The organism is Isoptericola sp. NPDC057559 (assembly GCF_042801555.1).
Lineage (GTDB): Bacteria > Actinomycetota > Actinomycetes > Actinomycetales > Cellulomonadaceae > Isoptericola.
Genome location: NZ_JBHVFQ010000009.1, coordinates 52,369 through 76,283, shown reverse-complemented (window position 1 = coordinate 76,283; position 23,915 = coordinate 52,369). Strand labels below are relative to the sequence as shown.

Sequence of the window (23,915 nt, the reverse complement as noted above, 5' to 3'; positions counted from 1 at the left end):
GCGTCGTGTCACGGGGCCCGCATCCTCTCCTTGAAGAGGGCGCGGGCCCCGTGACGTTGCAGGTCAGCGCGCCGCGAGGGCGGCCGGCTTGCGGCTCTCGAGCACCTGGTCCACCAGGCCGTAGTCCTTCGCCTGCGCGGCGGTGAGGATCTTGTCGCGCTCGATGTCCTCGCGCACCTGGTCCACCGACTTGCCCGTGTGGACGGCCAGCGTCTCCTCGAGCCACTCGCGCATGCGGATGAGCTCGTTGGCGTGGATCTCGATGTCGGACGCCTGGGCGTAGCCGCCGCCCTCCATCGCGGGCTGGTGGATCAGCACGCGGGCGTTCGGCAGCGCGAGGCGCTTGCCCGGCTGGCCGGCGGCCAGCAGCACGGCCGCGGCCGAGGCGGCCTGGCCGAGGCACACCGTCTGGATCTGCGGCTTGATGAACTCCATCGTGTCGTACAGGGCGGTCATCGCCGTGAACGAGCCGCCCGGGGAGTTGATGTAGATCATGATGTCGCGGTCGGGGTCCTGGCTCTCCAGGACCAGCAGCTGCGCCATGATGTCGTCGGCCGACGCGTCGTCGACCTGGACGCCCATGAAGATGATGCGGTCCTCGAACAGCTTGGTGTACGGGTCCTGACGCTTGAACCCGTAGGCCGTGCGCTCCTCGAACTGGGGCAGCACGTACCGCGACGACGGGGCGCCGTGCGGCAGCGCGACGCCGCCGGGACGGCCCGCGGCGCCGGCCAGGTTCTGGGCCCGGAGGGCGAACTGGTACTCCTCGGAGTAGCTCACTGTGGTCTCCTCACGTAAAGGTCGGTGATGTCCTCGCGGGACGGGGCGGGCGGGCGGCGTCAGGACGCCGCGGTGCCGCCGCCGCCCGAGACCGAGGACGCGTTGGTGACCACGTGGTCGACGAACCCGTACTCGAGCGCCTCTTCGGCGGTGAACCAGTTGTCGCGGTCGTTGTCCTTGAGGACCTGCTCGAGCGGCTGGCCGGTCTGCTCGGCCGTGAGCTCCGCGAGCACCTTCTTCATGTGCATGATCAGCTGCGCGCCGATCCGCACGTCGGTCGCGGTCCCGCCGACGCCGCCGGACGGCTGGTGCATCAGCACGCGCGCGTGCGGCGTGATGTAGCGCTTGCCCTTGGCGCCCGACGAGAGCAGGAACTGCCCCATCGAGGCCGCCATGCCCATCGCGATGGTCGCGACGTCGGGCTGGATGTACTGCATCGTGTCGTAGATCGCCATGCCGGCGGTGATCGAGCCGCCGGGGCTGTTGATGTACAGCCAGATGTCCTTGTCCGGGTCCTCCGCGGCCAGCAGCATCATCTGGGCGCAGATGGCGTTCGCGTTCTCGTCGCGCACCTCCGAGCCGAGCCAGATGATGCGCTCCTTGAGGAGCCGGTTGTAGATGGAGTCGTTGAGGCCGAGGCCCGGGCCATCGGCACGCGCCACCGGCGTCGAACCGTCCATCCGCAGCAAGTCGTTCACGTCCGTCTCCTTCGTCATCGCCGTCGATCGACCCTAACGTGCGCCGGTGCGGCGAAACGTCCCGGAGCGGGCCCTTTTCGCTGCGGGCGCACACGCGCCGGCCGCCCGGGGCGTCCGCTCAGGCCCGGGCGGCCTCGCACAGGGTGCGCGCCGCGCGCCGCGCCGTGCGGAACGGCTCCGCGGGGGCGCCGAGCCCGGACGCCGCGAGGGCGCCGTCGTAGAGCAGCACCAGGGCGGCCGCGAGGTCCGCGGGGCGCCGCAGCCCGGCGGCGCGGCACTCCCCCGCCACCAGGTCGAGCACCCACGCCTTCTCCCGGGCGACCTCCACGGCGACCGGGTGGCCCGGGTCCTCGGTCTCCGCGCGCGCGTTGATGGCGGCGCAGCCGCGCCCGCCCTCGGCCGCCATCCAGAGCCCGGCGGCCTCGAACAGGGCCAGCACGCGGTCGACCCCCGCCGCGGGGTGCCCGTCGAGCACCCGGCGCAGGTGCGCCTCCCAGCGCGCGTCGCGCTCGCGCAGGTATGCCACCTCCAGGGCCTCCTTGGAGCCGAAGCGGTCGTACAGCGTCTTCTTCGTGACCCCGGCCTCGGCCGCGATGGTGTCGACGCCGACGGCGTGCAGCCCCCGCGCGTAGAAGAGGCGCGAGGCCGCGTCGAGGATCCGGCGCGCGGCCGGGGTGAGGGTGGTCTGCGCGGTCATGCGACCGACTATACAGATCTGTATATTGGCGAGCATGAGTAAACAGATCGGTATACCTGCGGGGGCGGTGACCGCCCTCGCCTCGGTCGCGTTCGTGCTCGCGTGGAGCTCCGGCTTCCTGGGGGCCAGGTTCGGCACCGGGCAGGCGCCCGTGCCCACGCTGCTCCTGTGGCGGTACGTCGTGGTGGTCGTGGCGCTCGGGGCGGTCCTCGGGGTCGCACGGTGCGCGCGCCTCGCCCGGCGTCGCGGCCGCGACCCGGCACCCTCCCCGGGCAGCGTGGCCGCGCACCTCGCCCGCCCCGGTCGCGAGGGTCGCCAAGCCCGGCACCACGTCGTCGTCGGGCTGCTCTCCCAGGTCGGGTACGTGCTCCCCGTCTACGGGGCGATCGCGCTCGGGGTCAGCACCGGCGCCACGTCGCTGGTCGACGCCGTGCAGCCCGTGCTGGTCGCCACGCTCGTGGGGCCTCTGCTCGGGCAGCGCGTGCGCCGCCTGCAGTGGGCCGGGCTGGCCACGGCGTCCGCGGGCGTCGCGCTGCTCGTGTCCGCCGACCTGCGGGTGACGGCGGCGCCCGCGTGGGCGTACGCGCTCCCCGCGGCCGCGGTCGCCTCGCTCGTGGCCGCGACGTTCCTGGAGCGGCGCCGGCCGGCGACGCTGCCCCCCGGTCCGATGCTCGCGCTGCACGCGTCCGTCGCCGCCGTCGCGCTCGCCGTGCTGGCGATCGCCACGGGCACGGCCGCGCCGCCGGCGGACGCCGCGTTCTGGGCCTCGACCCTCTTCCTCGCGCTCGTGCCCTCGCTGGCCGCCTACCGGCTGTACTGGTCGCTGCTGCGGCGCGTGGACGTCACGACCCTCAACGCCCTGCTGTTCCTCGTCGTCCCGACCACGACGCTGGCGGGCGCCGCGCTCTTCGGCGAGCCGCTGGGACCCGTCGTGGCCGCCGGCCTCGCCCTCGCCGGCCTGGGCGTCGCCGCCGTGATCCGCGGGGAGGCACGCCGGCCCGCCCCCGCCCGGTCACGCACCGCGCACGACGACGGCCCGCACCGTCCGTGAGGACGATGCGGGCCGTCGGGGTACGTCAGGTCCGGAGGTTCCGGGGATCAGGCCTTGGCCGTCTCCTCCGGGGTCTCCTCGGCGGCCTCGTCCGACGCCTCGGCCGGGGCGGCCTCCGCCTCGACGGAGCCCTCGACCTCGGCGGCCGCGGCGTCCTCCTCCTCGGTGCCGATGAACTCGGTCAGGTCGACGACGTTGCCGTCGGAGTCCTTGACCTCGATCTCGCGCAGCGCGACCGCGAGGGCCTTCGAGCGCGCGACCTCACCGACCATGGCGGGGATCTGGCCGCCCTGGTCCAGGCTCGAGATGAACTGGTTCGGGTCCATGCCGTACTGCTGCGAGGCCTGCACCAGGTACTCGACGAGCTCGCCCTGGCCGACCTGCACCTCGAGCTTCTCGGCCAGCGTGTCGAGCAGGATCTGGTTCGTGAGCGCCTTGGTGGCGTCCACGGTGACCTCGGCGCGGTGCTCGTCGTCCTCGAGGCGGCTCTCCGACTCCAGGTGACGGTGCACCTCGGCCTCGACGGCGCCCGACGGCACCGGGACCTCGACGGCCTCGAGGAGCTTCTCGAGGAGCAGGTCGCGCGCGGCGACGGCCTGGTTCGACGTCTTGATCGACGCGACCTGCTCGCGCAGGTCCGCCGTCAGCTCCTCGAGGGTGTCGAACTCCGAGGCGAGCTGGGCGAAGTCGTCGTCCGGCGTCGGCAGGTCGCGCTCCTTGACGGCGGTGGCCGTGACGGTGACCTGCGCCTCCTCGCCCTCGTGCTCGCCGCCGGCGAGCTTCGTGGCGAAGGTCGTGGTCTCGTCCGTCGACAGGCCGGTGAGCGCCTCGTCGAGGCCCTCCAGCATGTTGCCGGCGCCGATCTGGTAGGAGACGCCGGAGACCGAGTCGATCTCCTCGTCGCCGATGACGGCCTTGAGGTCGATGACGACGTAGTCGCCCTCGGCGGCCGGGCGGTCGACGCCCACGAGGGTGCCGAAGCGCTCGCGCAGCGCGTCCAGGCGCTCCGTGACGTCCTCGTCGGTGACCTCGGTGCTGTCGACCGTGATCTCGATGCCCGACAGGTCGGGGAGGGTGATCTCCGGGCGGACCTCGACCTCGGCCGTGAACGCGAGCTGGCCCTCGCCGGCGGCGGCGGGGATCTCGGTGACCTCGACCTCGGGCTGGCCCAGCGGGCGCAGCGACTCCGACGTCACGGCGTCGCGGTAGAAGCCCGACAGCGCGTCGTTCACCGCGTGCTCGACGACCGCACCCCAGCCGACGCGCTGGTCGATGATGCGCGGGGGAACCTTGCCCTTGCGGAAGCCGGGGATGTTCACCTGCTCGGCGATGTGCTTGTACGCGTGGTCGATGCTCGGCTTGAGCTCGTCGTACTCCACCTCGACGGTCAGCTTGACCTTGGTGGGCTCCAGGTTCTCGACGGCGCTCTTCACTTCGATGGTCTCCAACGGTTCGGGTGCGTTGCGCGCGCGTCTCACCGGCGCGAGCCGGCCTGGTTGCTGCGGCGCGGGGTGCGGGGACCGTACGACGGGCGTACGGGCAACCCGTTCATGCTACGGCATCCGGCCCTCGCGGAGATACCGTCGTGAGGCACCCCACCCGGCGCGGCTCGTGGCACCCTGGGCCGATGTCGACGAAGCCGAGGCGCGGCGCGGTAGCGGTGGTGACCCTGGTCGTGATGGTGGTCGGCGTCGGCGTGGCGGCGGCCGCGCACCAGGTCTGGCAGGCGACGCCGCGCTGGGCGTGGCGCCTCGCGGACCTGGACCGCAACGAGCTCCATCTCGGTGGGGTCGACGACGTCGATGACGGCACGGTCGTCGCGCAGGACACCGGGACGGTCACCGTCCGCTACACGAGGCCCGGGCTGGGTTTCTTCGGCCAGCCCACGGGCGACGCCGGCGCAGAGGTCTGCTACCTGTTCCCGCTCGACGAGCCGGACGACTTCCACCGCGTCGGCTGCCCCTGAACGCTGCGGCGTCCCCGGCCCCGGGCCGGGCTCGTGCGCCGCGCACCTCTCGGGGGACGACCGCGGCCCGGGCACAGGTCCGCCCACCTGCACCGGACGGGTCCAGATGGGCGACGGTCGGGGTGACTGGATTCGAACCAGCGACCCTCTGCTCCCAAAGCAGATGCGCTACCAAGCTGCGCCACACCCCGTGGCCCGCCCGCCGGGCGGGGCCTCGGTCAGTGTAGTGCGACCCCACCCAGGGAACGCCACGACGTGCACGGACGGAGGTCCGGCGCACCGGGCACCTTTTGCTAGAGTCAGCCCCGCGTTCCGACCCCGGCGGCAGTGCCCCGGGACGGCCGTGCGGGCGTAGCTCAATGGTAGAGCCCCAGTCTTCCAAACTGGCTACGCGGGTTCGATTCCCGTCGCCCGCTCCCCTTTCTCCCCCTCCCCACCCTCCCCTCGTTCCGAGGCGCCCTCGGCGCGCGCCCGTGCCGACCCGCTCGCCATGCCCGGGCACACCCGTCGCCCGACCTATCGACGGCGCCGATGGATGAGATGCGTCTTGTCGATCGGTCGGCGCCTGGCTAGGCTCGGCGCCGCACCCAGCGACAGACCGCACGCATCACGAGGAGGGCCGGGCATGACGATCGTCGTCCCCCGTGTCGCCCCCTCGTCCGCACGCAGGACGGTGCCGGTGTCGACGCTCCGCACCCCGGCGTGCGCCGCGGCGACGACGCCGCGATGCTGTCGATAGAGCGTCCACGCCACGTCCGACCCGCCTGACGGCGGGTCCCCGGCGATCGTGCGGCGCTCGCACCGACCCGCCGAGACCCCTGCGCACCCCCGGCCCCGAGGGCCGACGACCGCAGGCCGCGGCACACCCGCACCCCTCGCCCGCACGCTCTCTTCGAGAAGGATCACCATGGCACGCATCTACGACGACGCGACGAAGCTCATCGGCCGCACCCCGCTCGTCCGGCTCAACCGTCTCGCCGCCGGCCTCGACGCGACGGTCGTCGCGAAGCTCGAGTTCTACAACCCGGCCAACTCCGTGAAGGACCGCATCGGCGTCTCGATCATCGACGCCGCCGAGGCCTCGGGCGAGCTCCAGCCCGGCGGCACCATCGTCGAGGGCACGTCGGGCAACACCGGCATCGCCCTCGCCTGGGTCGGCGCCGCGCGCGGCTACAAGGTCGTCCTGGCGATGCCCGAGACGATGTCGAAGGAGCGCCGCGCCCTGCTGCGCGCGTACGGCGCCGAGCTGGTCCTCACCCCGGGCGCGGAGGGCATGAAGGGCGCCGTCGCCGCGGCGGAGAAGATCGCGACCGAGCGCCCCGGCGCGATCCTCGCCCGGCAGTTCGCCAACGAGGCCAACCCGAAGATCCACCGCGAGACGACGGCCGAGGAGATCTGGGCCGACACCGACGGCGCGGTCGACATCGTGGTGGCGGGCATCGGCACCGGCGGCACGATCACGGGCGTCGGCCAGGTGCTCAAGGAGCGCAAGCCGTCGGTGCAGGTCGTCGCCGTGGAGCCGGAGGAGTCGCCGATCCTCAACGGCGGCGCCCCCGGGCCGCACAGGATCCAGGGCATCGGCGCGAACTTCGTGCCCGAGATCCTCGACACCTCCGTCTACGACGAGGTCGTCGACGTCAACGCCGAGACCTCCGTCGAGCTCGCGCGCCGCGCGGCGAAGGAGGAGGGGCTGCTGGTCGGCATCTCCTCGGGCGCCGCGATCGCGGGCGCGCTCGAGGTCGCGAAGCGGCCCGAGAACGCCGGGAAGCTGATCGTCGTGGTCATCCCCGACTTCGGCGAGCGCTACCTGTCCACGATCCTCTACTCGGACCTGCTGGACTGACGTGACGAGCCACCGCCCCGCTCCCGCCCCGTCCGCCGACGTGCACGACGTCGACGGCGAGGTCGACCACCCGATGCCGGACGGTCACCGCCCGGGCCTGCGGCACCTGCTCGAGATCCTCGCGGAGGACCTCGAGGCGGCGCACGCCCACGACCCGGCGGCCCGCTCGCGCTTCGAGGTGGCGCTCGCGTACCCCGGCGTGCACGCCGTCTGGGCGCACCGGGTGACCCACCGCATGTGGCACCGGCCGGGCCTGCGGCTGCCGGCCCGGCTCCTGTCGCAGGCCGCGCGGTGGATCACGGGGATCGAGATCCACCCGGGCGCGCGGATCGGGCGGCGGCTCTTCATCGACCACGGCATGGGCGTGGTCATCGGCCAGACGGCGGTGGTCGGCAACGACTGCGTGCTGTTCCACGGCTCCACGCTGGGCGGGCGGTCGATGACGCGCGGCAAGCGGCACCCCACCCTGGGCGACCGCGTCATGGTGGGCGCCGGCGCGAAGATCCTCGGCCCGCTGTGGATCGGCGACGACGCGCAGATCGGCGCGAACGCCGTCGTCACCCACGACGTGCCCACCGGGATGGTGGCGGTGGGCGTGCCCGCCCACGCGCGCCACCCCGGGCACCGGCCCGACCACGGGCAGCACGTCGAGGACGCCTCCGAGCTCCTCGAGTACGTCATCTGACACCCGCCGTGGCCCGACGGCCCGCGCCCCCGCTCCGGCGGGGCGCGGGCCGTCGTCGTTCCGGAGCCTGCGTCGATTGTTCTAGTTCTCGTAGAACAACTAGCATGAGGGCATGCTCTGGAGGATCGACCCCGCCGCCGCCGAGCCGCTCTACGCGCAGCTCGTGGGCCAGGTGAGCCTGGCGGTGGCCCGCGGCGAGCTGCGCGCGGGCGAGCGGCTGCCCGCGGCCCGGGAGCTGGCCGCGTCGCTCGACCTCAACGTGCACACCGTGCTCAAGGCGTACCAGGCGCTCCGTGACGACGGGATGATCGAGCTGCGCCGCGGCCGCGGCGCCGTCGTGACCGGCGCCCGTCCGGACCTCGGCCCCGTGGAGCAGGCGCTGGCCGACCTGGTCGCCGCCGCCCGGCGTGCCGGCCTGTCGCCCGAGACCACCACCACCCTCGTCAAGGAGGCGATGCACCGATGACCACGACTCCCCCGCGCCCGACCGCCACCACCACACCCTGGCGCCCCCGCGCGCGCAGGGCGGTGGCCTGGGCGTCGGCGGCCGGGATCGCGCTCGCCCTCGCCGCGGCGGCGGTCGCCTGGTCCTGGTTCGACGAGCTGCCCGCCCAGGTCGCCTCCCACTGGGGCGCGGACGGCCGGCCGGACGGGTTCTCGGCACCGGCCTCGTTCGTCGGGGTGGGCCTCGCGCTGGCCGCCGGGCTCTGCGCCCTGTTCGCTGCGATCGGCTGGGGCTGGGGGTCGGCCGTCTCGACGCGGCGGCTCGCCGCCGCCGGGTGCGTGTGGTCGGGCGGGCTCGCCGGGATGGTCGTGCTCACCTCGCTCGGCCCGCAGCGCGGCCTCGCCGACGCCTCGCAGGCCACGCTCGAGGGCTGGACCATGGTCGCCTCGGTGCTCCTGCCCCTGGTCCCGGCCGTGGTGGCGGCCCTGCTCGTCCCGAAGGACCGGCCGCTCCCCGCCACCGCGCCGGTCGCGGACGACGCGCCCCGCACCGCCCTGCGGGACGGCGAGCGCGCGGTCTGGCTCCGGCGCGCGACCGGCGGCCCCGGGCTCGCCGTGGGCACGGCCGCGATCCTCGTGACCGCGGCGCTCGCCGTCGTGCTCGAGACCTGGGCGATGCTCGTGGTCCCCGCCCTCCTGGCTGGCCTGTTCGCGGCGATGTTCGCCTTCACCGTCCGCGTCGACGCCTCCGGCCTCACCGTGCGCTCCGCGCTCGGCTGGCCGGGCACGCACGTGCCGGCGGACGAGGTCCTCGGCGCGTCCGTCGTCCAGGTCCGGCCGTTCGCCGAGTTCGGCGGGTGGGGCTGGCGCGTCGGCCGCGGCGGGCGCGTGGGCGTGGTGCTGCGCACGGGCGAGGCGCTGCTCGTCGAGCGCACGGGCGGTCGCTCGCTCGTCGTGACCGTGGACGACGCCGCGGCCGGCGCCGCCCTGCTCAACACCGTGGCCGAGCACTCGCGCTCGTCGCGCTGAGCCGCCCGGGCCCGGGCACGGCCCGGGGCTCAGGCCAGCAGCTCCGGGTGCGCCGCGGCCACCCGGCGGGGCGCCTTCGCGAGCCACGCGTCCACGAGCAGCTCCCGGAGCGCGGCGGCATCGGTGACGTCCAGCCGCACCAGGGCGACGGGGACGCCGTCGAGGTGCGGGATGGTGAACGCCTCGGGGCGCGCTGCGAGCACCGCCTCCTTCTCGCCGAGGTCGTCGACGACGACGGCGAGGATCGGCCCCGCGGGCACGGGGTCGTCCTCGAACCGCCGCAGGTCGGCCTTGGTGAACGGCCGGAGCCACGTGAACACCCGCCCGGACACCGCCCACGCGCGGTTCCGGAACGTCGTCGCCTCGGTGACCTCGGGCAGCGCCGCGGCGGCACGGGCCGCATCGTCGATCGTCGCCATCCCCCGAACCTAGCGGCGCTCCCGCGGCACGCACGGCGTCGGCTAGGGTGTGACGGGCATTACCCCGTACTGCGGGTACCGGACACATTCCGGCGGTCCCATCTCGACGAGGAGCACCCCGCCCCATGAGCACCCTGCGCATCGGCATCCAGACCGGCTACTGGTCCCGCAAGCCCCCCAGGGGCATCGTCCCCGCGCTCGTCGCGGCCGAGGCGCTCGGCCTCGACTCGGTGTGGACGGCGGAGGCCTACGGGTCCGACGCGTTCACCCCGCTGGCCTGGTGGGGGTCGCGCACCCGGCGCCTGCGGCTGGGCACCGGCATCGCGCAGATGGCGGCCCGCACGCCCACGGCCACCGCGATGCAGGCGATCACGCTCGACCACCTGTCCGGCGGCCGCTTCGTGCTGGGCCTCGGCGCCTCCGGCCCGCAGGTCGTGGAGGGCTGGTACGGCCAGCCGTACCGCCGTCCCCTGGCGCGCACGCGCGAGTACGTGGACGTGGTGCGCCAGGTCTTCGCCCGCGAGCGCCCCGTGACCGCGGACGGCGAGTTCTTCCGCCTGCCCCTGCCCGCCGACGCCCCCGGCGCCACCGGTCTCGGCAAGGCGCTCAAGCCGACCGTGCACCCGCGCCGCGCCGACATCCCCATCGTGCTCGCGGCCCAGGGCCCCAAGAACGTGGCCCTCGCCGCGGAGGTCGCCGACGGCTGGATGGCCGGCTTCTACGCCCCGAAGGCCGACGCCGAGCACCGCGAGCTCCTGGCCGCCGGGTTCGCGCAGCGCGCCGACGAGCGCACCCCCGCGTCGGGCTTCGAGGTGCTGGCGACCGTGCCCGTCGTCGTGCGTGACGACGTCGAGGCCGCCGCCGACGTCATCCGGCCCCACATCGCCCTGTACGCGGGCGGCATGGGCTCGAAGGAGGCCAACTTCCACAAGGCGTCCCTCGACCGCCTGGGCTACGCCACCGAGCTCGACGAGGTGCAGGCGCTCTACCTCGCGGGCCGCAAGGAGGACGCGGCGCGCGCCGTGCCCACCGCGCTGGTCGAGGAGATCGCCCTGGTGGGCCCTGCGGACAAGGTGGCCCGCGACCTCGCGCGCTGGGACGACACCGCCCTGACCACGCTGCTGCTGCAGGGCGACCCGTCGTCGATGCTCACGGTGCTGGCGGCCTCGCAGGCCGCCCGGAAGTCCGTCGACGGCAGCACGCCCCTCGGAGCCCGTGTCCGCGCCGCCGCCGGCGCGGTGGCCGCGCGGGTGGCGCCGTCGAAGGCCTGACCCGCTAGCGTGCCGCGCCGTCGTCCTCCGGGAACCAGACGGCGCGGCGCAGGTCCACGCGCCGCCCGTCGCGGCTGAGCGGGCAGCCCTCCGCCCGCAACGCGTCGAGGGCCGCGGTGACGTGGCGGGCAGGCGGCGAGCCCGCGGCGTTGACCACCCGCCACCACGGCACCGGGTGGTTGTCCTGCACGGGACCGATCACCGCCGCGCCGTCCGGCACGAGGTGCGCGTAGCGGTCCCCCGACCCCGCCATGACGTTCCCGACCTGTCGCGGGCCGCCGCGCCCCAGCCGCTCGCCGACGATCTCCGCGATCAGGCCGTACGTCATCGCCCGTCCCGACGGGATACGGCGTACCAGGGCCAGGACCTCGGCGGCGTACTCCTCGGGGCCGTCGAGCGGCTCCTCGGTCGGCGCGGTGGCGGGCTCGTCGGCGGCGTGCACACGGCGACCCTACGGCCAGCCGCCCACCCCGGCGGCGGCACGACGGGGAATCGTCCGCGCGGCCACGGGCGGCGCCGAATTCCGCTGGCCCCGAGGCACGCTCCGCGCCACGATCGGGCGGTGACCTCCGACCGCTCCCGCTCCTCCCTGCCCGCCGGCTACCGCTCCCGGCAGCTCACCGCCGACGACCGCGGCGCGCTGCTCGACCTCGACACCTGGGCCTTCCCCGACCCGCACGCCGTCGCGGACTTCGACGAGCTGCCGCTGCCCCTCACCTGGGAGCGGGCCGTCGGCGTCGAGGCCGAGGACGCCCCGGGCGGCGGGCTCGCCGCGATCCGCGCGTCGTACCCGTTCGCCCACTTCCCCGTGCCCGGCGCGACGCTGCCGACCGCCGGCCTCACGTGGGTGGGGGTGCACCCCCAGCACCGCCGCCGAGGGCTGCTCACGGCCATGATCGACGACCACCTCGCGCGCTGCCGCGAGCGCGGCGAGCCCCTCTCCGCGCTCTTCGCCGCGGAGGCCCCCATCTACGGCCGGTTCGGGTACGGCAAGGCCGCCGACGACCTCCGCATCAGCGTCCCGCGCGGCGCCGCGCTGCGCGACGTCCCCGGCGCCGCCGACCACACCGTCCGCGTGGAGCACGGTGACCGCGCCCGCCACGGCGAGCTCGTCGCGCGCCTGCACCAGGCCCCCGGGTTGCCTGCCGGACCGGCGGGGATCAACCGGCCCGGCTGGGCCACCCGGGAGTCCGAAGCCCTCTGGGAGAGCTACTGGGCCGACCCGAAGTCGTTCCGCGCGAGCGGGCGCGAGTCGCTGCGGGTCGTCGTCGTCGAGCGGGACGGCGAGCCCCGCGGCTACGCGACGTTCCGCCGCACCATGGACTGGCAGGTCACCGGGCCGCGCGGCACCGTGCACCTGGGAGACGTGGTGGCCCTCGACGCGGCCGCCGCCCGCGCCCTGTGGGGCGTGCTGCTCGACCTCGACCTCATGAGCAGCACGGACCCGTTCCTGCTGCCCGTCGACGACGCGGTCATGAGCCTGCTCGTCGACCCGCGCGCCGCCGGCGCCCGCGTCACCGACAACGTGTGGGTGCGCGTCGTCGACGTCCCCGCCGCCCTCGCCGGGCGCCGCTACCAGGCCGACGTCGACGTGGTCCTCGGCGTCACCGACGCGCGCCTGCCCGAGAACGCCGGGGCGTGGCGTGTGCGGGCGGCCGCGTTCGGCGAGGCCTCCTGCGAGCGCACCGAGGCCGCGCCCGACCTGGAGCTCGACGTCCGGGAGCTCGGCGCCGCCTTCCTGGGCGGGACGTCCCTCGCGGCCCTGGCGGGCGCGGGGCTCGTCGTCGAGCGCTCCGCCGGCGCGCTCGCGCACGCGAGCGCGGCCTTCGGGTGGCCGCTGGCCCCCGCGTGCGGCTGGGTGTTCTGATGGCCGACGCGTTCTCGACCGCGGTGACCTCCGCCGCCTGGCGGGCGGAGGTCGCCGCCTGGACCGACGACGCGCTCGCCCGCCGGGGCATGCGCACCGCCGCCCCGGCCGACCAGACGCGGGTGCGCCCCTGGTCCACCCAGCTCGTGCTCGAGACCGACGGCGGACGCGTCTGGTTCAAGGCCGACTGCCGGGCGGCGGCGCACGAGCCGGCGCTGCAACTGCTGCTGGCCGAGATCGCGCCCGACCAGGTCGACGCGCCGCTCGCGGTCGAGGCCGCGAGGGGATGGATGCTCACGGCCGACCGCGGGGCGACCCTCCGCGAGCGCCGGGCACCGACCCCGGCCGACTGGGGCGCCGTCCTCACACGGTTCGCGCGCCTCCAGCAGGACGTCGCCGCGCGCCGCGAGGAGCTCCTGGCCACCGGCCTGCCCGACTGCTCCCCCGGCACCGTGCCGGGCCGGTTCGACACCGTCCTGGGCCGCCTGCGCGCGCTGCCGCCCGGTCATCCCGCGCGCCTCGACGAGGCGACCGCCGCCGCCCTCGACCGCGCGCGGCCCGCCGTCCTCGACGCCGCCGGCGCCCTCGCGGCGGGTCCGCTGCCCGCGACCCTGCAGCACGGCGACCTGCACCCCGGCAACGTGTTCGAGACCGGCGGCGCGCTGCACGTCTTCGACCTCGGCGACGCGCAGTGGGCGCACCCCCTCGAGGTGCTGGAGGTGTCCTCGGACGTGGCCCGCGACGCCGGCGTCGCCTGGGAGCCCGTCGAGGCCGCGTACCGGTCGTCGTGGGCGGCGTGGCTCGCCGCGCGCGGCCTGCCGGGGTTCGACGACGGCCGCCACGGCGGCTGGGACGACCTGCGCCGCGCCGCGGGCACCACGCACGCCGTCAACCGCGCGTGGGCGTGGTGCGGGGCGCTGGCCGAGGCCACCGACGACGAGTGGGCGGAGTGGGGCGAGGCCCCCGGCCGTCACCTGTCCGGGCTGCTGGACCGTCAGGCCTGACAGACCCCGCACCAGAACAGGTTGCGCCCGGCCAGCTCCTTGGTGAGCACGGGGGCGCCGCACACGCGGCACGGCAGCCCGTCGCGGTGGTAGACGTAGAACGCCTCGTCGGCGGGGACGGCGCCCGCGGTGCCGTCGGTGTTCTGCCGGGTGCGGCGGCCGGCGCCGTGCACGCCGTCGGGCACGCGGTGCTCCGGGCGGGTCGTGACGATCGCGCCCGTGGCCGCGCCGTCGCGCATGAGGACCACGAGGTCGTCCCAGATCGCGGCGAGCACGGGCCCGGGCACGTCGCGCCCCGGCCGCAGCGGGTCCAGCCCGGCGCGGAAGAGCGCCTCGGCGCGGTAGATGTTGCCCACGCCGGCGATCACCGCCTGGTCCATGAGCTGCTGCCCGACCGTCACGCGCGAGCGCCGCACGCGGTCGACGAACGCCGCCCGGGACGCCTCCGGCGACCCGCGCCCGCCGTCGGCCCGGATCGGGTCCGGCCCGAGCCGCGCCTCGACGGCGGCCTTCTCGCGGTCCGTGAGCACCTCGCACGCCGTCGGCCCGGTGAGGTCCGCCACGGCGTGGGCACCCACCAGCCGCAGGCGCACCGCGCCGCGCGGGGCGGGCGGCGCCCAGTCCCCCGCCTCCGCGGCGAGAGCGTCCCCGGCGGGGAGGTCCGGCGTGGTCTCCCGCTCGCCGATGCGGCGCCGCGGCGCGCCGATCGCGTGCACGACGTCGGCGCTGCCGTCGCCCGCGAACGTCCACGCCCCGTAGAGGCCCAGGTGCACGCGCAGCCAGCGCACGTCGTCGGCCCCGTCGCCGCCCTTCGCGCCCGCGGGCGCGAAGGCGCAGAACAGCTGCTTGCCCCACGCCTCGACGGCCACCACGCGACGGCCGTCGAGCAGCGCGGCGCCGCCCGCGAACCGGCCCTGCGGGCTGGAGACGGCGAGCGTCCGCCCGCCGAAGAGCCCGTCCAGGGCCCGCGCGAGGCGGTGGACGGTGTGACCTTCCGGCACGTCGGTCGGGCGGGTCAGGAGATGGCGGAAACGTCGTGCGACGCCTCGTACGCGGCCAGCTTGTCGATGCGGCGCTGGTGGCGGGCGTCGCCGCTGAACGGCTCCGCGACGAACGCCTCGACGAACGCGGTCGCCTCGTCGACGGGGTGCATGCGGCCCCCGACGGCGATGACGTTGGCGTCGTTGTGCTGGCGGCCCAGGCGCGCCGTCTCCAGCGACCACGCGAGCACCGCGCGGACGCCCACGACCTTGTTCGCGGCGATCTGCTCGCCGTTGCCCGACCCGCCGATGACGACGCCGAGCGAGCCCGGCTCCGCCACGACCGCCTCGCCCGCGGCGATGCAGAACGCGGGGTAGTCGTCCTGCGGGTCGTACTCGTGCGCCCCGTGGTCGACGACGTCGTGCCCGGCGGCACGCAGGTGGTCGACGAGATGGGCCTTGAGCTCGTATCCGGCGTGATCGGCGGCGATGTGCAGACGCATGGCGCCCATTCTCCCCCACGCCGTGGGGGTGGGGCGCCGTAGGGTGACGCCATGACTGCCGACGCCACCGGGCTGCGGTCCGGTATCGACCTCTCCGCCCTCGACCAGGGCGTCCGCCCGCAGGACGACCTCTACCGCCACGTCAACGGGCGTTGGCTCGCCCAGCACGAGATCCCCGCCGACCGCGCCATGGACGGCGCGTTCCGTGCCCTGCACGACCTCTCCGAGGAGCGGGTTCGCGCCATCATCACCGACCTCGCCGCCACCGAGGACCTCGACCCCGCGTCCACGCCCGCCAAGATCGGCGCGCTGTACGCCAGCTTCCTCGACACCGAGAAGGTGCAGCAGCTCGGCACCGCGCCGGTGGCCGCGGAGCTCGCCCGGATCGCCGCGGCGACCTCGCCCGCGGAGCTCGTCGACGTGCTCGGCGCCCTGCAGCGCACCGGCGGCGGCGGCGCGGTCGCGTTCTACGTCGACAACGACGCCAAGGATCCCGAGACCTACGTGACGTACCTCGTGCAGGGCGGCCTCGGCCTGCCCGACGAGGCGTACTACCGCGAGGACCAGCACGCGCCCGTGCGCGAGAAGTACGCCCCGCACCTGGCGCGCATCCTGCGCCTCGCCGGCGTCACCGCCGGCTCCGCGTGGGGCGCCGACCCGGAGGACGCCGCCGCGCGCGTCCTCGCGCTGGAGACGAAGCTCGCCGGGCACCACTGGGACGTCGTGCGCGACCGCGACGCCGACCTCACGTACAACCCGATGACGCTCGCCGACCTCGTCGAGCAGGCGCCGGGCTTCGACTGGCGCGCCTGGGCCGCCGCGCTCGGCGCCCCCGCCGGGTCGCTGGACTCGCTCGTCGTGCGCGAGCCGTCCTTCGCCACCGGGTTCGCGGAGCTGTGGCGGTCGGAGCCGCTCGCCGACTGGAAGCTGTGGGCCGCCTACCACCTGCTCACGGCCCGCGCCGCCTACCTCGACGACGCCACCGTCGAGGCCAACTTCGACTTCTACGGCCGCACCCTGTCGGGCGCCCAGGAGGTGCGCGACCGCTGGAAGCGCGGCGTCGCGCTCGTCGAGCGCGCGCTCGGCGAGGCCGTCGGCGAGCAGTACGTCGAGCGGCACTTCCCGCCGGAGCACAAGGAGCGGATGGACACGCTCGTCGAGAACCTCGTGGCCGCCTACCGCGAGTCCATCGACCAGCTCGACTGGATGACGCCCGAGACCAAGGTCAAGGCCCTCGCGAAGCTCGAGCGCTTCACGCCCAAGGTCGGCTACCCCGTGAAGTGGCGCGACTACGCCGCGCTCGAGGTGGACGCCGCCGACCTCGTCGGCAACGTCCGCCGCGCCCACGCCTTCGAGCAGGACCACGAGCTCGGCAAGATCGGCCGCCCGATCGACCGCGACGAGTGGTTCATGACGCCGCAGACCGTCAACGCGTACTACAACCCGGGCATGAACGAGATCGTCTTCCCGGCCGCGATCCTGCAGCCCCCGTTCTTCGACCCGGACGCCGACGACGCCGTGAACTACGGCGGCATCGGCGGCGTCATCGGGCACGAGATCGGCCACGGCTTCGACGACCAGGGCTCCAAGTACGACGGCGACGGCCGCCTCGAGGACTGGTGGACCGAGACCGACCGCACCGAGTTCGAGAAGCGGACCTCCGCACTCATCGCCCAGTACGACGCCTTCCGCCCCGCACAGCTGCCCGAGGACGGCCCGCACGTCAACGGCGCGCTCACCATCGGCGAGAACATCGGCGACCTCGGCGGCCTGTCCATCGCGATCAAGGCCTACCGCATCGCGCTCGGCGCCGCGCTCGAGGACGCCCCCGTCGTCGACGGCCTCACCGGCCTCGAGCGGATCTTCCTCGGCTGGGCCCAGGTGTGGCAGTCCAAGGGCCGCGACGAGGAGATGGTGCGCCGGATCGCCACCGACCCGCACTCGCCCAACGAGTTCCGCTGCAACGGCGTGGTGCGCAACGTCGACGAGTTCCACGCCACCTACGGCGTGGGCCCCGACGACGCGCTCTGGCTCGCTCCCGAGGAGCGCGTCCGCATCTGGTGATCGGCGGGGGCCGGGCGGCCGGGGTGCGCCTCTCGCGAGGCGCGCCGTCCGGCCGGCCTCGGCCGCCTCGCGACGTCGACACCCCTCCCCCGCCCTCGCGCCTGGCGTCGTGCGCCCGCGCTCCGGCGGTGGAGGGGTGTCGGTCCGTCCGAGGTGTCAGCTCTGGCCGATGCCGGCACGGGCGAGGCTGAAGCCCTTGCCCGTCGGGTCGTGGGTGCAGGACATGCCCGTCTGCTCGCTCGTGCACGTGAAGTCGCCCTCGGTGAGCGACTTGCCGTAGTCGAGGGTGTCGACCTTCCCGCCGGCCTTCTTCGGCTGCTGGTCCGTGGGGACGCACGGCAGCTTGACGTTGCCGTCCGAGTCGACCGTCGCCACGTACCCCGTGGTGCCGTCGCAGCCGTCGACCGGAGCCGGCTGCTGGTTGAGCTGCGCGATGCCGCAGGACACGCCGTCCGCGTAGATCGTGCACGTGATGTTCTTCGACGGCGCCGCGAACTTCGCCAGCGCCGCGCCCTGCATCGGCGCGTCCTCGGACGCGGAGACCGACGGGGCCGGCGTCGTGACCGCGTCGGCCCCCGCATCGGGCGGGTTCGGGGACGACGACGTGAGGATCTGGACGGCGAACACCGCCGCCAGGGCGATGAGGACGACGTCGATCGCGATGAACGCGATCCAGCCCGCCGAGAGCCTGCGGCGGCGCGGCGGCTCCGGCGGCGGGGGCACGGCGGCGCCGGCCCCCGGGTAGGCACCGCCCGGCGGCTGCGCCGCCGGTGCGGGCTGCGTGTACACCGGCTGCTGCACCTGGGTGGCCGCCACCGGCTGGGCCGGCGCGGCCTGGTAGCCGCCCTGGTACGCGGGCTCGTAGCCGGACTGGTAGCCGGTCGGGGCGGCGTAGCCGGGCTGGGCCGGGTAGCCGGGCTGGCCCGCGGGCACGCTCGGCGGCGCCGGCGCGTAGGAGGGCTGCTGGCCGTACGACGCGGGCGGGATCTGCTGGGTGGGCTGGTACACCGGCGGGGCCGGCGTCGTGCTCGGCGCGACCCCCGGGGCGGCGTCCGGCGGCGGCGGGACGGGGGCGTGCGCGGTCGGCGCGGCGGGCGCGGCCATGGCGGCCGGCGCGGTGACCTGCTGCAGCGGCACCTCCGCCATCGGGTCGACGGCGGACGGGCTCTGGTACGCGGACGCCACGCGACGCACGCCGGCGGCCGGCGGCACGGTCGGCGGCCTGCCGTCGTGCCCCGGCGGGGGCGGCGGAACGGTGCCGGACATCTGGACTCCCTCCAGTCACTCCTCGGGCGCCGTCGGGCGGTGCTGGGCACCCTCGCCGCGACGACGCACCGGGCAGGATGTCACGATCCGGTCTCGACGGTCGAACCCGTCCCCGCAGGAACGGGGCAATTCCGTGCGTCGGCCCTGGTTCGAGGTGGCATCATCGTGCGCGAGCCTGCGCGCCCATCACGCGCTGCACCACCTTGAAACGAGGGAGAACCCGTGCCCGGAGAGAACCTGACCCGCGCCGAGGCGATCGAGCGCGCCGACGTCGTCACCGACGTCGAGTCGTACGCCATCGACCTCGACCTCACCACCGGCCCGACCACGTTCGCGTCCACCACCGTCATCCGGTTCTCCGCCACCCCCGGCGCGAGCACCTTCGTCGACCTGGTCGCGCCGTCCGTGCGCGAGGTCGTGCTCAACGGCCGCGCGCTGGACCCGGCCGAGGTGTTCGCCGACTCGCGCATCGCGCTCGCCGACCTCGCCGCGCAGAACGAGCTGCGCGTCGTCGCCGACTGCGCCTACACGAACACGGGCGAGGGCCTGCACCGCTTCGTCGACCCGGTCGACGGCGAGGTCTACCTGTACACCCAGTTCGAGGTGCCGGACGCCCGCCGCGTCTTCGCCACCTTCGAGCAGCCCGACCTCAAGGCGCCGTTCCAGGTCACCGTCACCGCCCCCGCCGCCTGGGAGGTCGTGTCGAACCAGCCGACGCCGGAGCCGGCCGACGCCACGCACGCGACGGACGCCGACGTCCCGACCGCGACGTGGGCGTTCGAGCCGACGCCGCGCATCTCGTCCTACCTGGTGGCCCTCGTCGCCGGCCCCTACGCCGTGCAGCGCGGCGAGCTCACGTCGTCGGACGGCCGCACGATCCCGCTGGGCGTGTTCTGCCGCTCGTCGCTGGCCGAGCACCTCGACGCCGACTACATCATGGAGACCACCCGCAAGGGCTTCGCGTTCTACGAGTCGACCTTCGGCGTGCCGTACCCGTTCGACAAGTACGACCAGCTCTTCGTGCCCGAGTACAACATGGGCGCGATGGAGAACCCGGGCTGCGTGACCTTCACCGAGTCCTACGTCTTCCGCTCCCAGGTCACCGACGCGATCCGCGAGCGCCGGGTCGTGACGATCCTGCACGAGCTGGCCCACATGTGGTTCGGCGACCTCGTCACGATGAAGTGGTGGAACGACCTCTGGCTGAACGAGTCGTTCGCCGAGTACGCGTCCACGCTCGCCACCGCCGAGGCCACCGAGTGGGAGGCTGCCTGGACCACCTTCTCCGCCATGGAGAAGACCTGGGCCTACCGCCAGGACCAGCTGCCCTCCACCCACCCGATCGTCGCGGAGATCCGCGACCTCGAGGACGTGCAGGTCAACTTCGACGGCATCACCTACGCCAAGGGCGCGTCGGTCCTCAAGCAGCTCGCCGCGTGGGTCGGCCGCGAGGAGTTCCTCTCCGGCGTCTCCGCGTACTTCCGCAAGCACGCGTGGTCCAACACCGAGCTGCGCGACCTCCTCGTCGAGCTCGAGGCCACGAGCGGCCGCGACCTCGCCGCCTGGTCGAAGGCGTGGCTGGAGACGGCGGGCGTCAACACGCTCCGCCCGGAGATCGAGGTCGACGCCGAGGGCCGCATCAGCGGCTTCGCGGTGCTGCAGTCGGCGCCCGCCGACTACCCGACCATCCGCCCGCACCGCCTCGGCATCGGCTGCTACGACCTGGTCGACGGCGCGCTGGTGCGCACCCACCAGGTCGTCATCGACGTCGACGGCGAGCGCACCGAGGTGCCGGGGCTCGTGGGCCGCGAGCGCCCCGCGCTCGTGCTCCTCAACGACGACGACCTCGCGTACGCCAAGATCCGCCTCGACGACGAGTCCCTCGCGGTGGCCGTCGAGCACCTGTCGCACATCAGCGACCCGCTGGCCCGCTCCCTCGTCTGGGGCTCGGTCTGGGACGCGGTGCGCGACGGCGAGACGCCCGCGTCGTCGTACGTCGACCTGGTGCTCGGCAACATCGCCGCCGAGACGGAGTCGACGACGGTCCGCACCACGATGAACCAGCTCGGCCTGGCCGCCCGGTCCTACGTGGCGCCGGAGCGCCGCGCCGCGACCCTGGCGCGCATCGGCGACCGCCTCTGGGCGCTCGCGCAGGACGCCGAGGCGGGCTCCGACCTGCAGCTGCAGCTCGTGAAGTTCTTCGCGGCGCTGGCGTCGACCTCCGAGCACGCGGCGCCGCTGCGCGGGCTGCTCGACGGGTCCGTCGCCCTCGGCGGCCTCGAGGTGGACACCGACCTGCGGTGGGAGCTGCTCGAGAGCCTCGTGCTGCTCGGCGCGGCCGAGGACGCGGAGATCGACGCCGCCCTCGCGCAGGACGACACCGCGACCGGCCGCCAGGCCGCCGCCCGGGCGCGCGCCGCCCGGCCGACGGTCGAGGGCAAGGAGGCCGCGTTCGCGTCGATCGTCGACCGGACGGACGTGCCGAACGCGATCATCCGCTCCACGGCCGCGGGCTTCGTGCACGTGACGGACCCGGCCGTGCTGGAGCCGTTCGCCGCCCGCTGGGTCGACGCGCTGCTGCCGATCTGGACCACGCGCAGCTACCACATCGCGGAGGAGCTCATCGAGGGCCTCTACCCGGCGCCGCTCGCGTCGGCCGCGCTGCGCGACGCCGTCCGCGGCTGGCTGGACGCCCACGCGGACGCCCCGGCCGCCCTGCGCCGCATGGTGGTCGAGCAGCTCGCCGGCACCGAGCGCGCGCTCGCCGCGCAGGCCGTCGACGCCCGCTGACGACGCCCTGACAGACGGAACCCCGCCCGGTCGCGTGACCGGGCGGGGTTCCGTGCCTCCGGGCGGCGCTACCGCGCGGTGCGGACCGCCTGGACGAGGGAGCGCAGGCGCGCGTTCTCGAAGAGGTCGTCCACCAGCACGACGTTGCCGGAGCCGTCGGCCAGCGGCACCTTCCAGTTCGGGTACTCCTGGTCGGTGCCGGGCTGGTTCTGCGTCCGGCGCTCGCCGACGGCGTCGGTGAGCTGCACGCCCACCAGGGCCGCCGGGGACCGGCGCAGGTAGCGGTGCAGGCCCTCGACGATCTCCCGCTCGGACGGGTGGTCCGAGACCAGGCCCCGCATGGCGAGGGCCAGCACGACGGAGTCCCGCTCCGTGCGGGCGAGGCTGCGCAGCTCCTGCGCGTCGTCGGCGAGGAGCCCGAGGCGCTCCCGCAGGTCGACGTGCTCCCCGGCGAGGTAGCCGGCCGCGGGCGGCATGTCGTGCGTGCCGACGGTGGCGAGCGACGCGCGCCGGTACCTCTCCGGCTCCAGCGGCCGCCCGTCCTCCTTCTCGAACCACAGCACCGAGGTGCCCAGGACCCCGCGCGCGGCGAGCTGGTCGCGCACCCACGGCTCGAAGACGCCGAGGTCCTCCCCCACGACGACGGCTCCCGCGCGACGCGCCTCCAGGCACAGGATCCCGACCAGCGCCTCGTGGTCGAAGCGCACGTAGGTGCCGTCGGACGGCGCGGCACCGGCGGGCACCCACCACTGGCGGAACAGGCCGATCACGTGGTCCACCCGCAGGGCACCCGCGTGCCGCAGCACGGTGCGCAGCATGTCCCGGTAGGGGGCGTAGCCGGCCTTCGCGAGCGCACGCGGGTTCCACGGCGGCTGCGACCAGGACTGGCCCTGCTGGTTGTACATGTCGGGGGGTGCGCCGACGGAGACGTCGCGCGCCAGCACGTCGCGGTGCGCCCAGGCGTCCGCGCCCTGCGGGTGCGCGCCGACGGCGAGGTCGTGCATGATCCCGATCCGCATCCCGGCCTCGCGCGCCACGCGCTGGGCGGTCTGCTTCTGCTCGTCGGCCACCCACTGGAGCCAGACGTAGAACTCGACCCGCTCGGACAGCCGCTCGCGCAGCGCCGCGACGGCCGGCGAGGCCGGGTCGCCCAGCTCGTCGGGCCGGGGCCGCGAGCCCAGGTGCTCGACGATGGCGCACCAGGTGGCGAAGTCGCGCAGGCCCGTCCCCTCCTCGGCGACGAACTCCTCGTACGCCGCCTGCCGGGCCGCGCGGCGCGGGGCCGTGAACACGACCTCGAGGGCCGCCTTCTTGGCCTCCCACACCGCGTCGCGGTCGAGCGCGCCCGGGTCGGCGACGAGGTCGCGCACCGGGTCGGCGGCCCACTCCACGAGGGAACGGTCCGCCGCGGACAGGTAGGCCGTCTCCGGGATGTCCTCCACGCGCACGTAGAGCGGGCTGAGGAAGCGGCGGCTCGTCGGCAGGTACGGCGACGGGGTCAGCGGGGTCACCGGCTCGGTGGCCGACAGCGGGTTCACGCCCACGAAGTCGGCCCCGCCCCGGTGCGCCGTCAGCCATGCCAGGTCCGCGAGGTCGGCGAGGTCGCCCACGCCCCACGACGTGCTCGAGCGCACCGAGTACAGCTGGACGAGGAAGCCCCACCACTGGTCGTCGTCCAGGCCCGCCGGCAGCTCCAGCCGGCCGGGCGTGACGACCACGGTGGTGCGGGTCTCGTGGCCCTCGGCGAGCGCGTACAGAGCGTGCCAGCCGAGGGGCAGGTCGGCGGGCAGGGCGAACGTCGCGCGCCCCACCCGACGGCCGTCGACCGTGCGGGGCTCGACGAAGACGTCGAGCTGCTCCAGGTCGCGGCGCGGGCGCACCGCGTGGTCGCGGGCCGCCGGCTCCGCGCCGTCCACCTCGAGCCACACGTGGACCGCCGCGCCGTCCGTGACGTGCACCGGCACGTGCGCGCCGTCGCCCTGGCGCACGACGACGGTGTGCGGGAGCACCGTGCGCCACGCGTCGTCCTGCGCGCGCTGCAGGCTGTGCGTCACCTGCTGCGGCGAGTCCGCCGGGACGCCCAGGGCGCCGAGGACGGAGATCAGCGTCGACGCCGGGGCGCGGACCACGTCCCCGCCGAAGCCGTGGTGCTCGGTGAGCACGCCGTACGCCGCGGCCAGCTCGCGCAGGGCGTCGTCCGGCTCGTCCGCACGCGCGCCTCCGGCGGCGGGCGCCTCCGCCGACGGCTGGTCCGCGGGCTCCTCGGCCAGCTTCTCGTCGGCCTTCTCGTCGGCCTTCTCGTCGGCCTTCTCGTCGGCCTTCTCGTCGGCCTTCTCGTCGGCCTTCTCGTCGGCCTTCTCGTCGGAATGGTCCGCGTCCTGCACGGCGGGCTCCTCGCGCTCCTTCGTGGCGGCGGGCGACGACGGCGACCCGGACGAGGACTCGGCCGCCGCCTCGGGCGCTTGGGCGCGCGCGTCGTCGGGCGTCTCGTCCGTGGTCGGCTTGTCCTTGCTCACGGGAACGATCCTGCCATCCCCCGCGCGACCAGGCCGTCCGCC

Annotated in this window: 22 protein-coding genes and 2 tRNA genes; 12 read left to right on the top strand and 12 right to left on the bottom strand. The window is 74.9% G+C overall.

Translation table 11 applies throughout. The features are described 5' to 3' along the window. Window positions 1-63: 63 nt before the first annotated feature. From ACFU5J_RS11065 to ACFU5J_RS11055, 3 genes are all read right to left on the bottom strand, one after another. Window positions 64-780, bottom strand: a complete 717-nt coding sequence (locus ACFU5J_RS11065; protein WP_430575049.1) for an ATP-dependent Clp protease proteolytic subunit — start codon at window positions 778-780, stop codon at window positions 64-66. Between the two features lie 59 nt (window positions 781-839). Next, on the bottom strand, window positions 840-1,460 hold the full coding sequence (locus ACFU5J_RS11060) for an ATP-dependent Clp protease proteolytic subunit (protein ID WP_430575374.1): 621 nt from the start codon (window positions 1,458-1,460) through the stop codon (window positions 840-842). A 136-nt stretch (window positions 1,461-1,596) separates the two neighbouring features. Beyond that, window positions 1,597-2,175 (bottom strand): TetR/AcrR family transcriptional regulator, encoded by a 579-nt coding sequence (locus ACFU5J_RS11055; protein WP_430575048.1) that lies wholly within the window; start codon window positions 2,173-2,175, stop codon window positions 1,597-1,599. A gap of 34 nt (window positions 2,176-2,209) precedes the next feature. On the opposite strand from ACFU5J_RS11055, the gene ACFU5J_RS11050 reads away from it, so the two are divergent. Beyond that, on the top strand, window positions 2,210-3,226 hold the full coding sequence (locus ACFU5J_RS11050) for a DMT family transporter (protein ID WP_430578742.1): 1,017 nt from the start codon (window positions 2,210-2,212) through the stop codon (window positions 3,224-3,226). A 47-nt stretch (window positions 3,227-3,273) separates the two neighbouring features. Here ACFU5J_RS11050 and tig read toward each other — a convergent pair whose 3' ends face one another. Then, a complete protein-coding gene (tig, locus tag ACFU5J_RS11045; protein ID WP_430578797.1) occupies window positions 3,274-4,659 on the bottom strand; it encodes a trigger factor in 1,386 nt (461 codons plus the stop codon). 194 nt (window positions 4,660-4,853) lie between these two features. Between tig and ACFU5J_RS11040 the strand changes: the two genes are divergently transcribed. Beyond that, window positions 4,854-5,192, top strand: a complete 339-nt coding sequence (locus ACFU5J_RS11040) for a hypothetical protein (RefSeq protein ID WP_430578741.1) — start codon at window positions 4,854-4,856, stop codon at window positions 5,190-5,192. Window positions 5,193-5,309: 117 nt separating this feature from the next. Here ACFU5J_RS11040 and ACFU5J_RS11035 read toward each other — a convergent pair. After that, window positions 5,310-5,383 (bottom strand) — tRNA-Pro (locus ACFU5J_RS11035). A 154-nt stretch (window positions 5,384-5,537) separates the two neighbouring features. On the opposite strand from ACFU5J_RS11035, the gene ACFU5J_RS11030 reads away from it, so the two are divergent. The 5 genes from ACFU5J_RS11030 to ACFU5J_RS11010 all read left to right on the top strand — a co-directional run bounded on the left by ACFU5J_RS11030 (window position 5,538) and on the right by ACFU5J_RS11010 (window position 9,193). Further along, window positions 5,538-5,608 (top strand) — tRNA-Gly (locus ACFU5J_RS11030). Window positions 5,609-6,099: 491 nt separating this feature from the next. After that, window positions 6,100-7,035: a cysteine synthase A gene (gene cysK, locus ACFU5J_RS11025; RefSeq protein ID WP_430578740.1), complete on the top strand. Its 936-nt coding sequence runs from the start codon at window positions 6,100-6,102 to the stop codon at window positions 7,033-7,035. 73 nt (window positions 7,036-7,108) lie between these two features. After that, the gene (epsC, locus tag ACFU5J_RS11020) at window positions 7,109-7,720 is read left to right on the top strand and encodes a serine O-acetyltransferase EpsC (protein WP_430575372.1); all 612 of its coding nucleotides are present in this window, start codon (window positions 7,109-7,111) and stop codon (window positions 7,718-7,720) included. A 112-nt stretch (window positions 7,721-7,832) separates the two neighbouring features. After that, the gene (locus ACFU5J_RS11015; protein ID WP_430578739.1) at window positions 7,833-8,186 is read left to right on the top strand and encodes a GntR family transcriptional regulator; all 354 of its coding nucleotides are present in this window, start codon (window positions 7,833-7,835) and stop codon (window positions 8,184-8,186) included. Continuing rightward, window positions 8,183-9,193, top strand: a complete 1,011-nt coding sequence (locus ACFU5J_RS11010; RefSeq protein ID WP_430578738.1) for a DUF1648 domain-containing protein — start codon at window positions 8,183-8,185, stop codon at window positions 9,191-9,193. Before ACFU5J_RS11015 ends, ACFU5J_RS11010 begins: the two co-directional genes overlap by 4 nt. A 29-nt stretch (window positions 9,194-9,222) precedes the next feature. Here ACFU5J_RS11010 and ACFU5J_RS11005 read toward each other — a convergent pair whose 3' ends face one another. Continuing rightward, window positions 9,223-9,612 (bottom strand): hypothetical protein, encoded by a 390-nt coding sequence (locus ACFU5J_RS11005; protein WP_430578737.1) that lies wholly within the window; start codon window positions 9,610-9,612, stop codon window positions 9,223-9,225. A 134-nt stretch (window positions 9,613-9,746) separates the two neighbouring features. Here ACFU5J_RS11005 and ACFU5J_RS11000 point away from each other — a divergent pair, with 134 nt between their 5' ends. Then, entirely contained in the window at window positions 9,747-10,883 is a 1,137-nt protein-coding gene (locus tag ACFU5J_RS11000) for an LLM class F420-dependent oxidoreductase (RefSeq protein ID WP_430578796.1), read from the top strand. Between the two features lie 4 nt (window positions 10,884-10,887). On the opposite strand, the gene ACFU5J_RS10995 is transcribed toward ACFU5J_RS11000, so the two are convergent. Continuing rightward, a complete protein-coding gene (locus tag ACFU5J_RS10995) occupies window positions 10,888-11,325 on the bottom strand; it encodes an MGMT family protein (protein WP_430578736.1) in 438 nt (145 codons plus the stop codon). Window positions 11,326-11,445: 120 nt separating this feature from the next. Between ACFU5J_RS10995 and eis the strand changes: the two genes are divergently transcribed. Together eis and ACFU5J_RS10985 are read left to right on the top strand one after the other, a co-directional pair. Continuing rightward, entirely contained in the window at window positions 11,446-12,750 is a 1,305-nt protein-coding gene (gene eis, locus ACFU5J_RS10990; protein ID WP_430578735.1) for an enhanced intracellular survival protein Eis, read from the top strand. After that, window positions 12,750-13,754, top strand: a complete 1,005-nt coding sequence (locus ACFU5J_RS10985) for a phosphotransferase (protein ID WP_430578734.1) — start codon at window positions 12,750-12,752, stop codon at window positions 13,752-13,754. Before eis ends, ACFU5J_RS10985 begins: the two co-directional genes overlap by 1 nt. On the opposite strand, the gene ACFU5J_RS10980 is transcribed toward ACFU5J_RS10985, so the two are convergent. Both ACFU5J_RS10980 and ACFU5J_RS10975 read right to left on the bottom strand, forming a co-directional pair. After that, entirely contained in the window at window positions 13,745-14,755 is a 1,011-nt protein-coding gene (locus tag ACFU5J_RS10980; protein WP_430578733.1) for an Fpg/Nei family DNA glycosylase, read from the bottom strand. The two genes, ACFU5J_RS10985 and ACFU5J_RS10980, sit on opposite strands and share 10 nt — an antisense overlap. A gap of 14 nt (window positions 14,756-14,769) precedes the next feature. After that, window positions 14,770-15,237 carry a ribose-5-phosphate isomerase gene (locus ACFU5J_RS10975; protein ID WP_430575037.1) on the bottom strand — a complete coding sequence of 156 codons (468 nt, stop codon included), beginning with the start codon at window positions 15,235-15,237 and terminating at the stop codon, window positions 14,770-14,772. 51 nt (window positions 15,238-15,288) lie between these two features. Here ACFU5J_RS10975 and ACFU5J_RS10970 point away from each other — a divergent pair, with 51 nt between their 5' ends. Then, window positions 15,289-17,301: a M13 family metallopeptidase gene (locus ACFU5J_RS10970; RefSeq protein WP_430578732.1), complete on the top strand. Its 2,013-nt coding sequence runs from the start codon at window positions 15,289-15,291 to the stop codon at window positions 17,299-17,301. Between the two features lie 156 nt (window positions 17,302-17,457). Here the strand turns inward: ACFU5J_RS10970 and ACFU5J_RS10965 are convergent, their stop codons facing one another. Then, the gene (locus tag ACFU5J_RS10965; protein WP_430578731.1) at window positions 17,458-18,567 is read right to left on the bottom strand and encodes a hypothetical protein; all 1,110 of its coding nucleotides are present in this window, start codon (window positions 18,565-18,567) and stop codon (window positions 17,458-17,460) included. Window positions 18,568-18,789: 222 nt separating this feature from the next. On the opposite strand from ACFU5J_RS10965, the gene pepN reads away from it, so the two are divergent. Further along, on the top strand, window positions 18,790-21,357 hold the full coding sequence (gene pepN, locus ACFU5J_RS10960) for an aminopeptidase N (protein ID WP_430578730.1): 2,568 nt from the start codon (window positions 18,790-18,792) through the stop codon (window positions 21,355-21,357). Between the two features lie 68 nt (window positions 21,358-21,425). On the opposite strand, the gene malQ is transcribed toward pepN, so the two are convergent. Then, the gene (gene malQ / locus ACFU5J_RS10955) at window positions 21,426-23,546 is read right to left on the bottom strand and encodes a 4-alpha-glucanotransferase (protein ID WP_430578795.1); all 2,121 of its coding nucleotides are present in this window, start codon (window positions 23,544-23,546) and stop codon (window positions 21,426-21,428) included. Continuing rightward, window positions 23,459-23,725 (bottom strand): PT domain-containing protein, encoded by a 267-nt coding sequence (locus ACFU5J_RS10950; RefSeq protein WP_430578794.1) that lies wholly within the window; start codon window positions 23,723-23,725, stop codon window positions 23,459-23,461. The genes malQ and ACFU5J_RS10950 overlap by 88 nt, the downstream gene beginning before the upstream one ends. Between the last annotated feature and the right edge of the window lie 190 nt (window positions 23,726-23,915).

Excerpts from the sequence above, each read along its gene's own strand:
- ACFU5J_RS11060 (WP_430575374.1), bottom strand. The coding sequence starts at position 1,460 with ATGGACGGTTCGACGCCGGTGGCGCGTGCCGATGGCCCGGGCCTCGGC.
- ACFU5J_RS11055 (WP_430575048.1), bottom strand. The coding sequence starts at position 2,175 with ATGACCGCGCAGACCACCCTCACCCCGGCCGCGCGCCGGATCCTCGAC.
- ACFU5J_RS11050 (WP_430578742.1), top strand. The coding sequence starts at position 2,210 with ATGAGTAAACAGATCGGTATACCTGCGGGGGCGGTGACCGCCCTCGCC.
- ACFU5J_RS11040 (WP_430578741.1), top strand. The coding sequence starts at position 4,854 with ATGTCGACGAAGCCGAGGCGCGGCGCGGTAGCGGTGGTGACCCTGGTC.
- cysK (WP_430578740.1), top strand. The coding sequence starts at position 6,100 with ATGGCACGCATCTACGACGACGCGACGAAGCTCATCGGCCGCACCCCG.
- epsC (WP_430575372.1), top strand. The coding sequence starts at position 7,109 with ATGCCGGACGGTCACCGCCCGGGCCTGCGGCACCTGCTCGAGATCCTC.
- ACFU5J_RS11015 (WP_430578739.1), top strand. The coding sequence starts at position 7,833 with ATGCTCTGGAGGATCGACCCCGCCGCCGCCGAGCCGCTCTACGCGCAG.
- ACFU5J_RS11010 (WP_430578738.1), top strand. The coding sequence starts at position 8,183 with ATGACCACGACTCCCCCGCGCCCGACCGCCACCACCACACCCTGGCGC.
- ACFU5J_RS11005 (WP_430578737.1), bottom strand. The coding sequence starts at position 9,612 with ATGGCGACGATCGACGATGCGGCCCGTGCCGCCGCGGCGCTGCCCGAG.
- ACFU5J_RS10985 (WP_430578734.1), top strand. The coding sequence starts at position 12,750 with ATGGCCGACGCGTTCTCGACCGCGGTGACCTCCGCCGCCTGGCGGGCG.
- ACFU5J_RS10975 (WP_430575037.1), bottom strand. The coding sequence starts at position 15,237 with ATGCGTCTGCACATCGCCGCCGATCACGCCGGATACGAGCTCAAGGCC.
- ACFU5J_RS10970 (WP_430578732.1), top strand. The coding sequence starts at position 15,289 with ATGACTGCCGACGCCACCGGGCTGCGGTCCGGTATCGACCTCTCCGCC.
- ACFU5J_RS10965 (WP_430578731.1), bottom strand. The coding sequence starts at position 18,567 with ATGTCCGGCACCGTTCCGCCGCCCCCGCCGGGGCACGACGGCAGGCCG.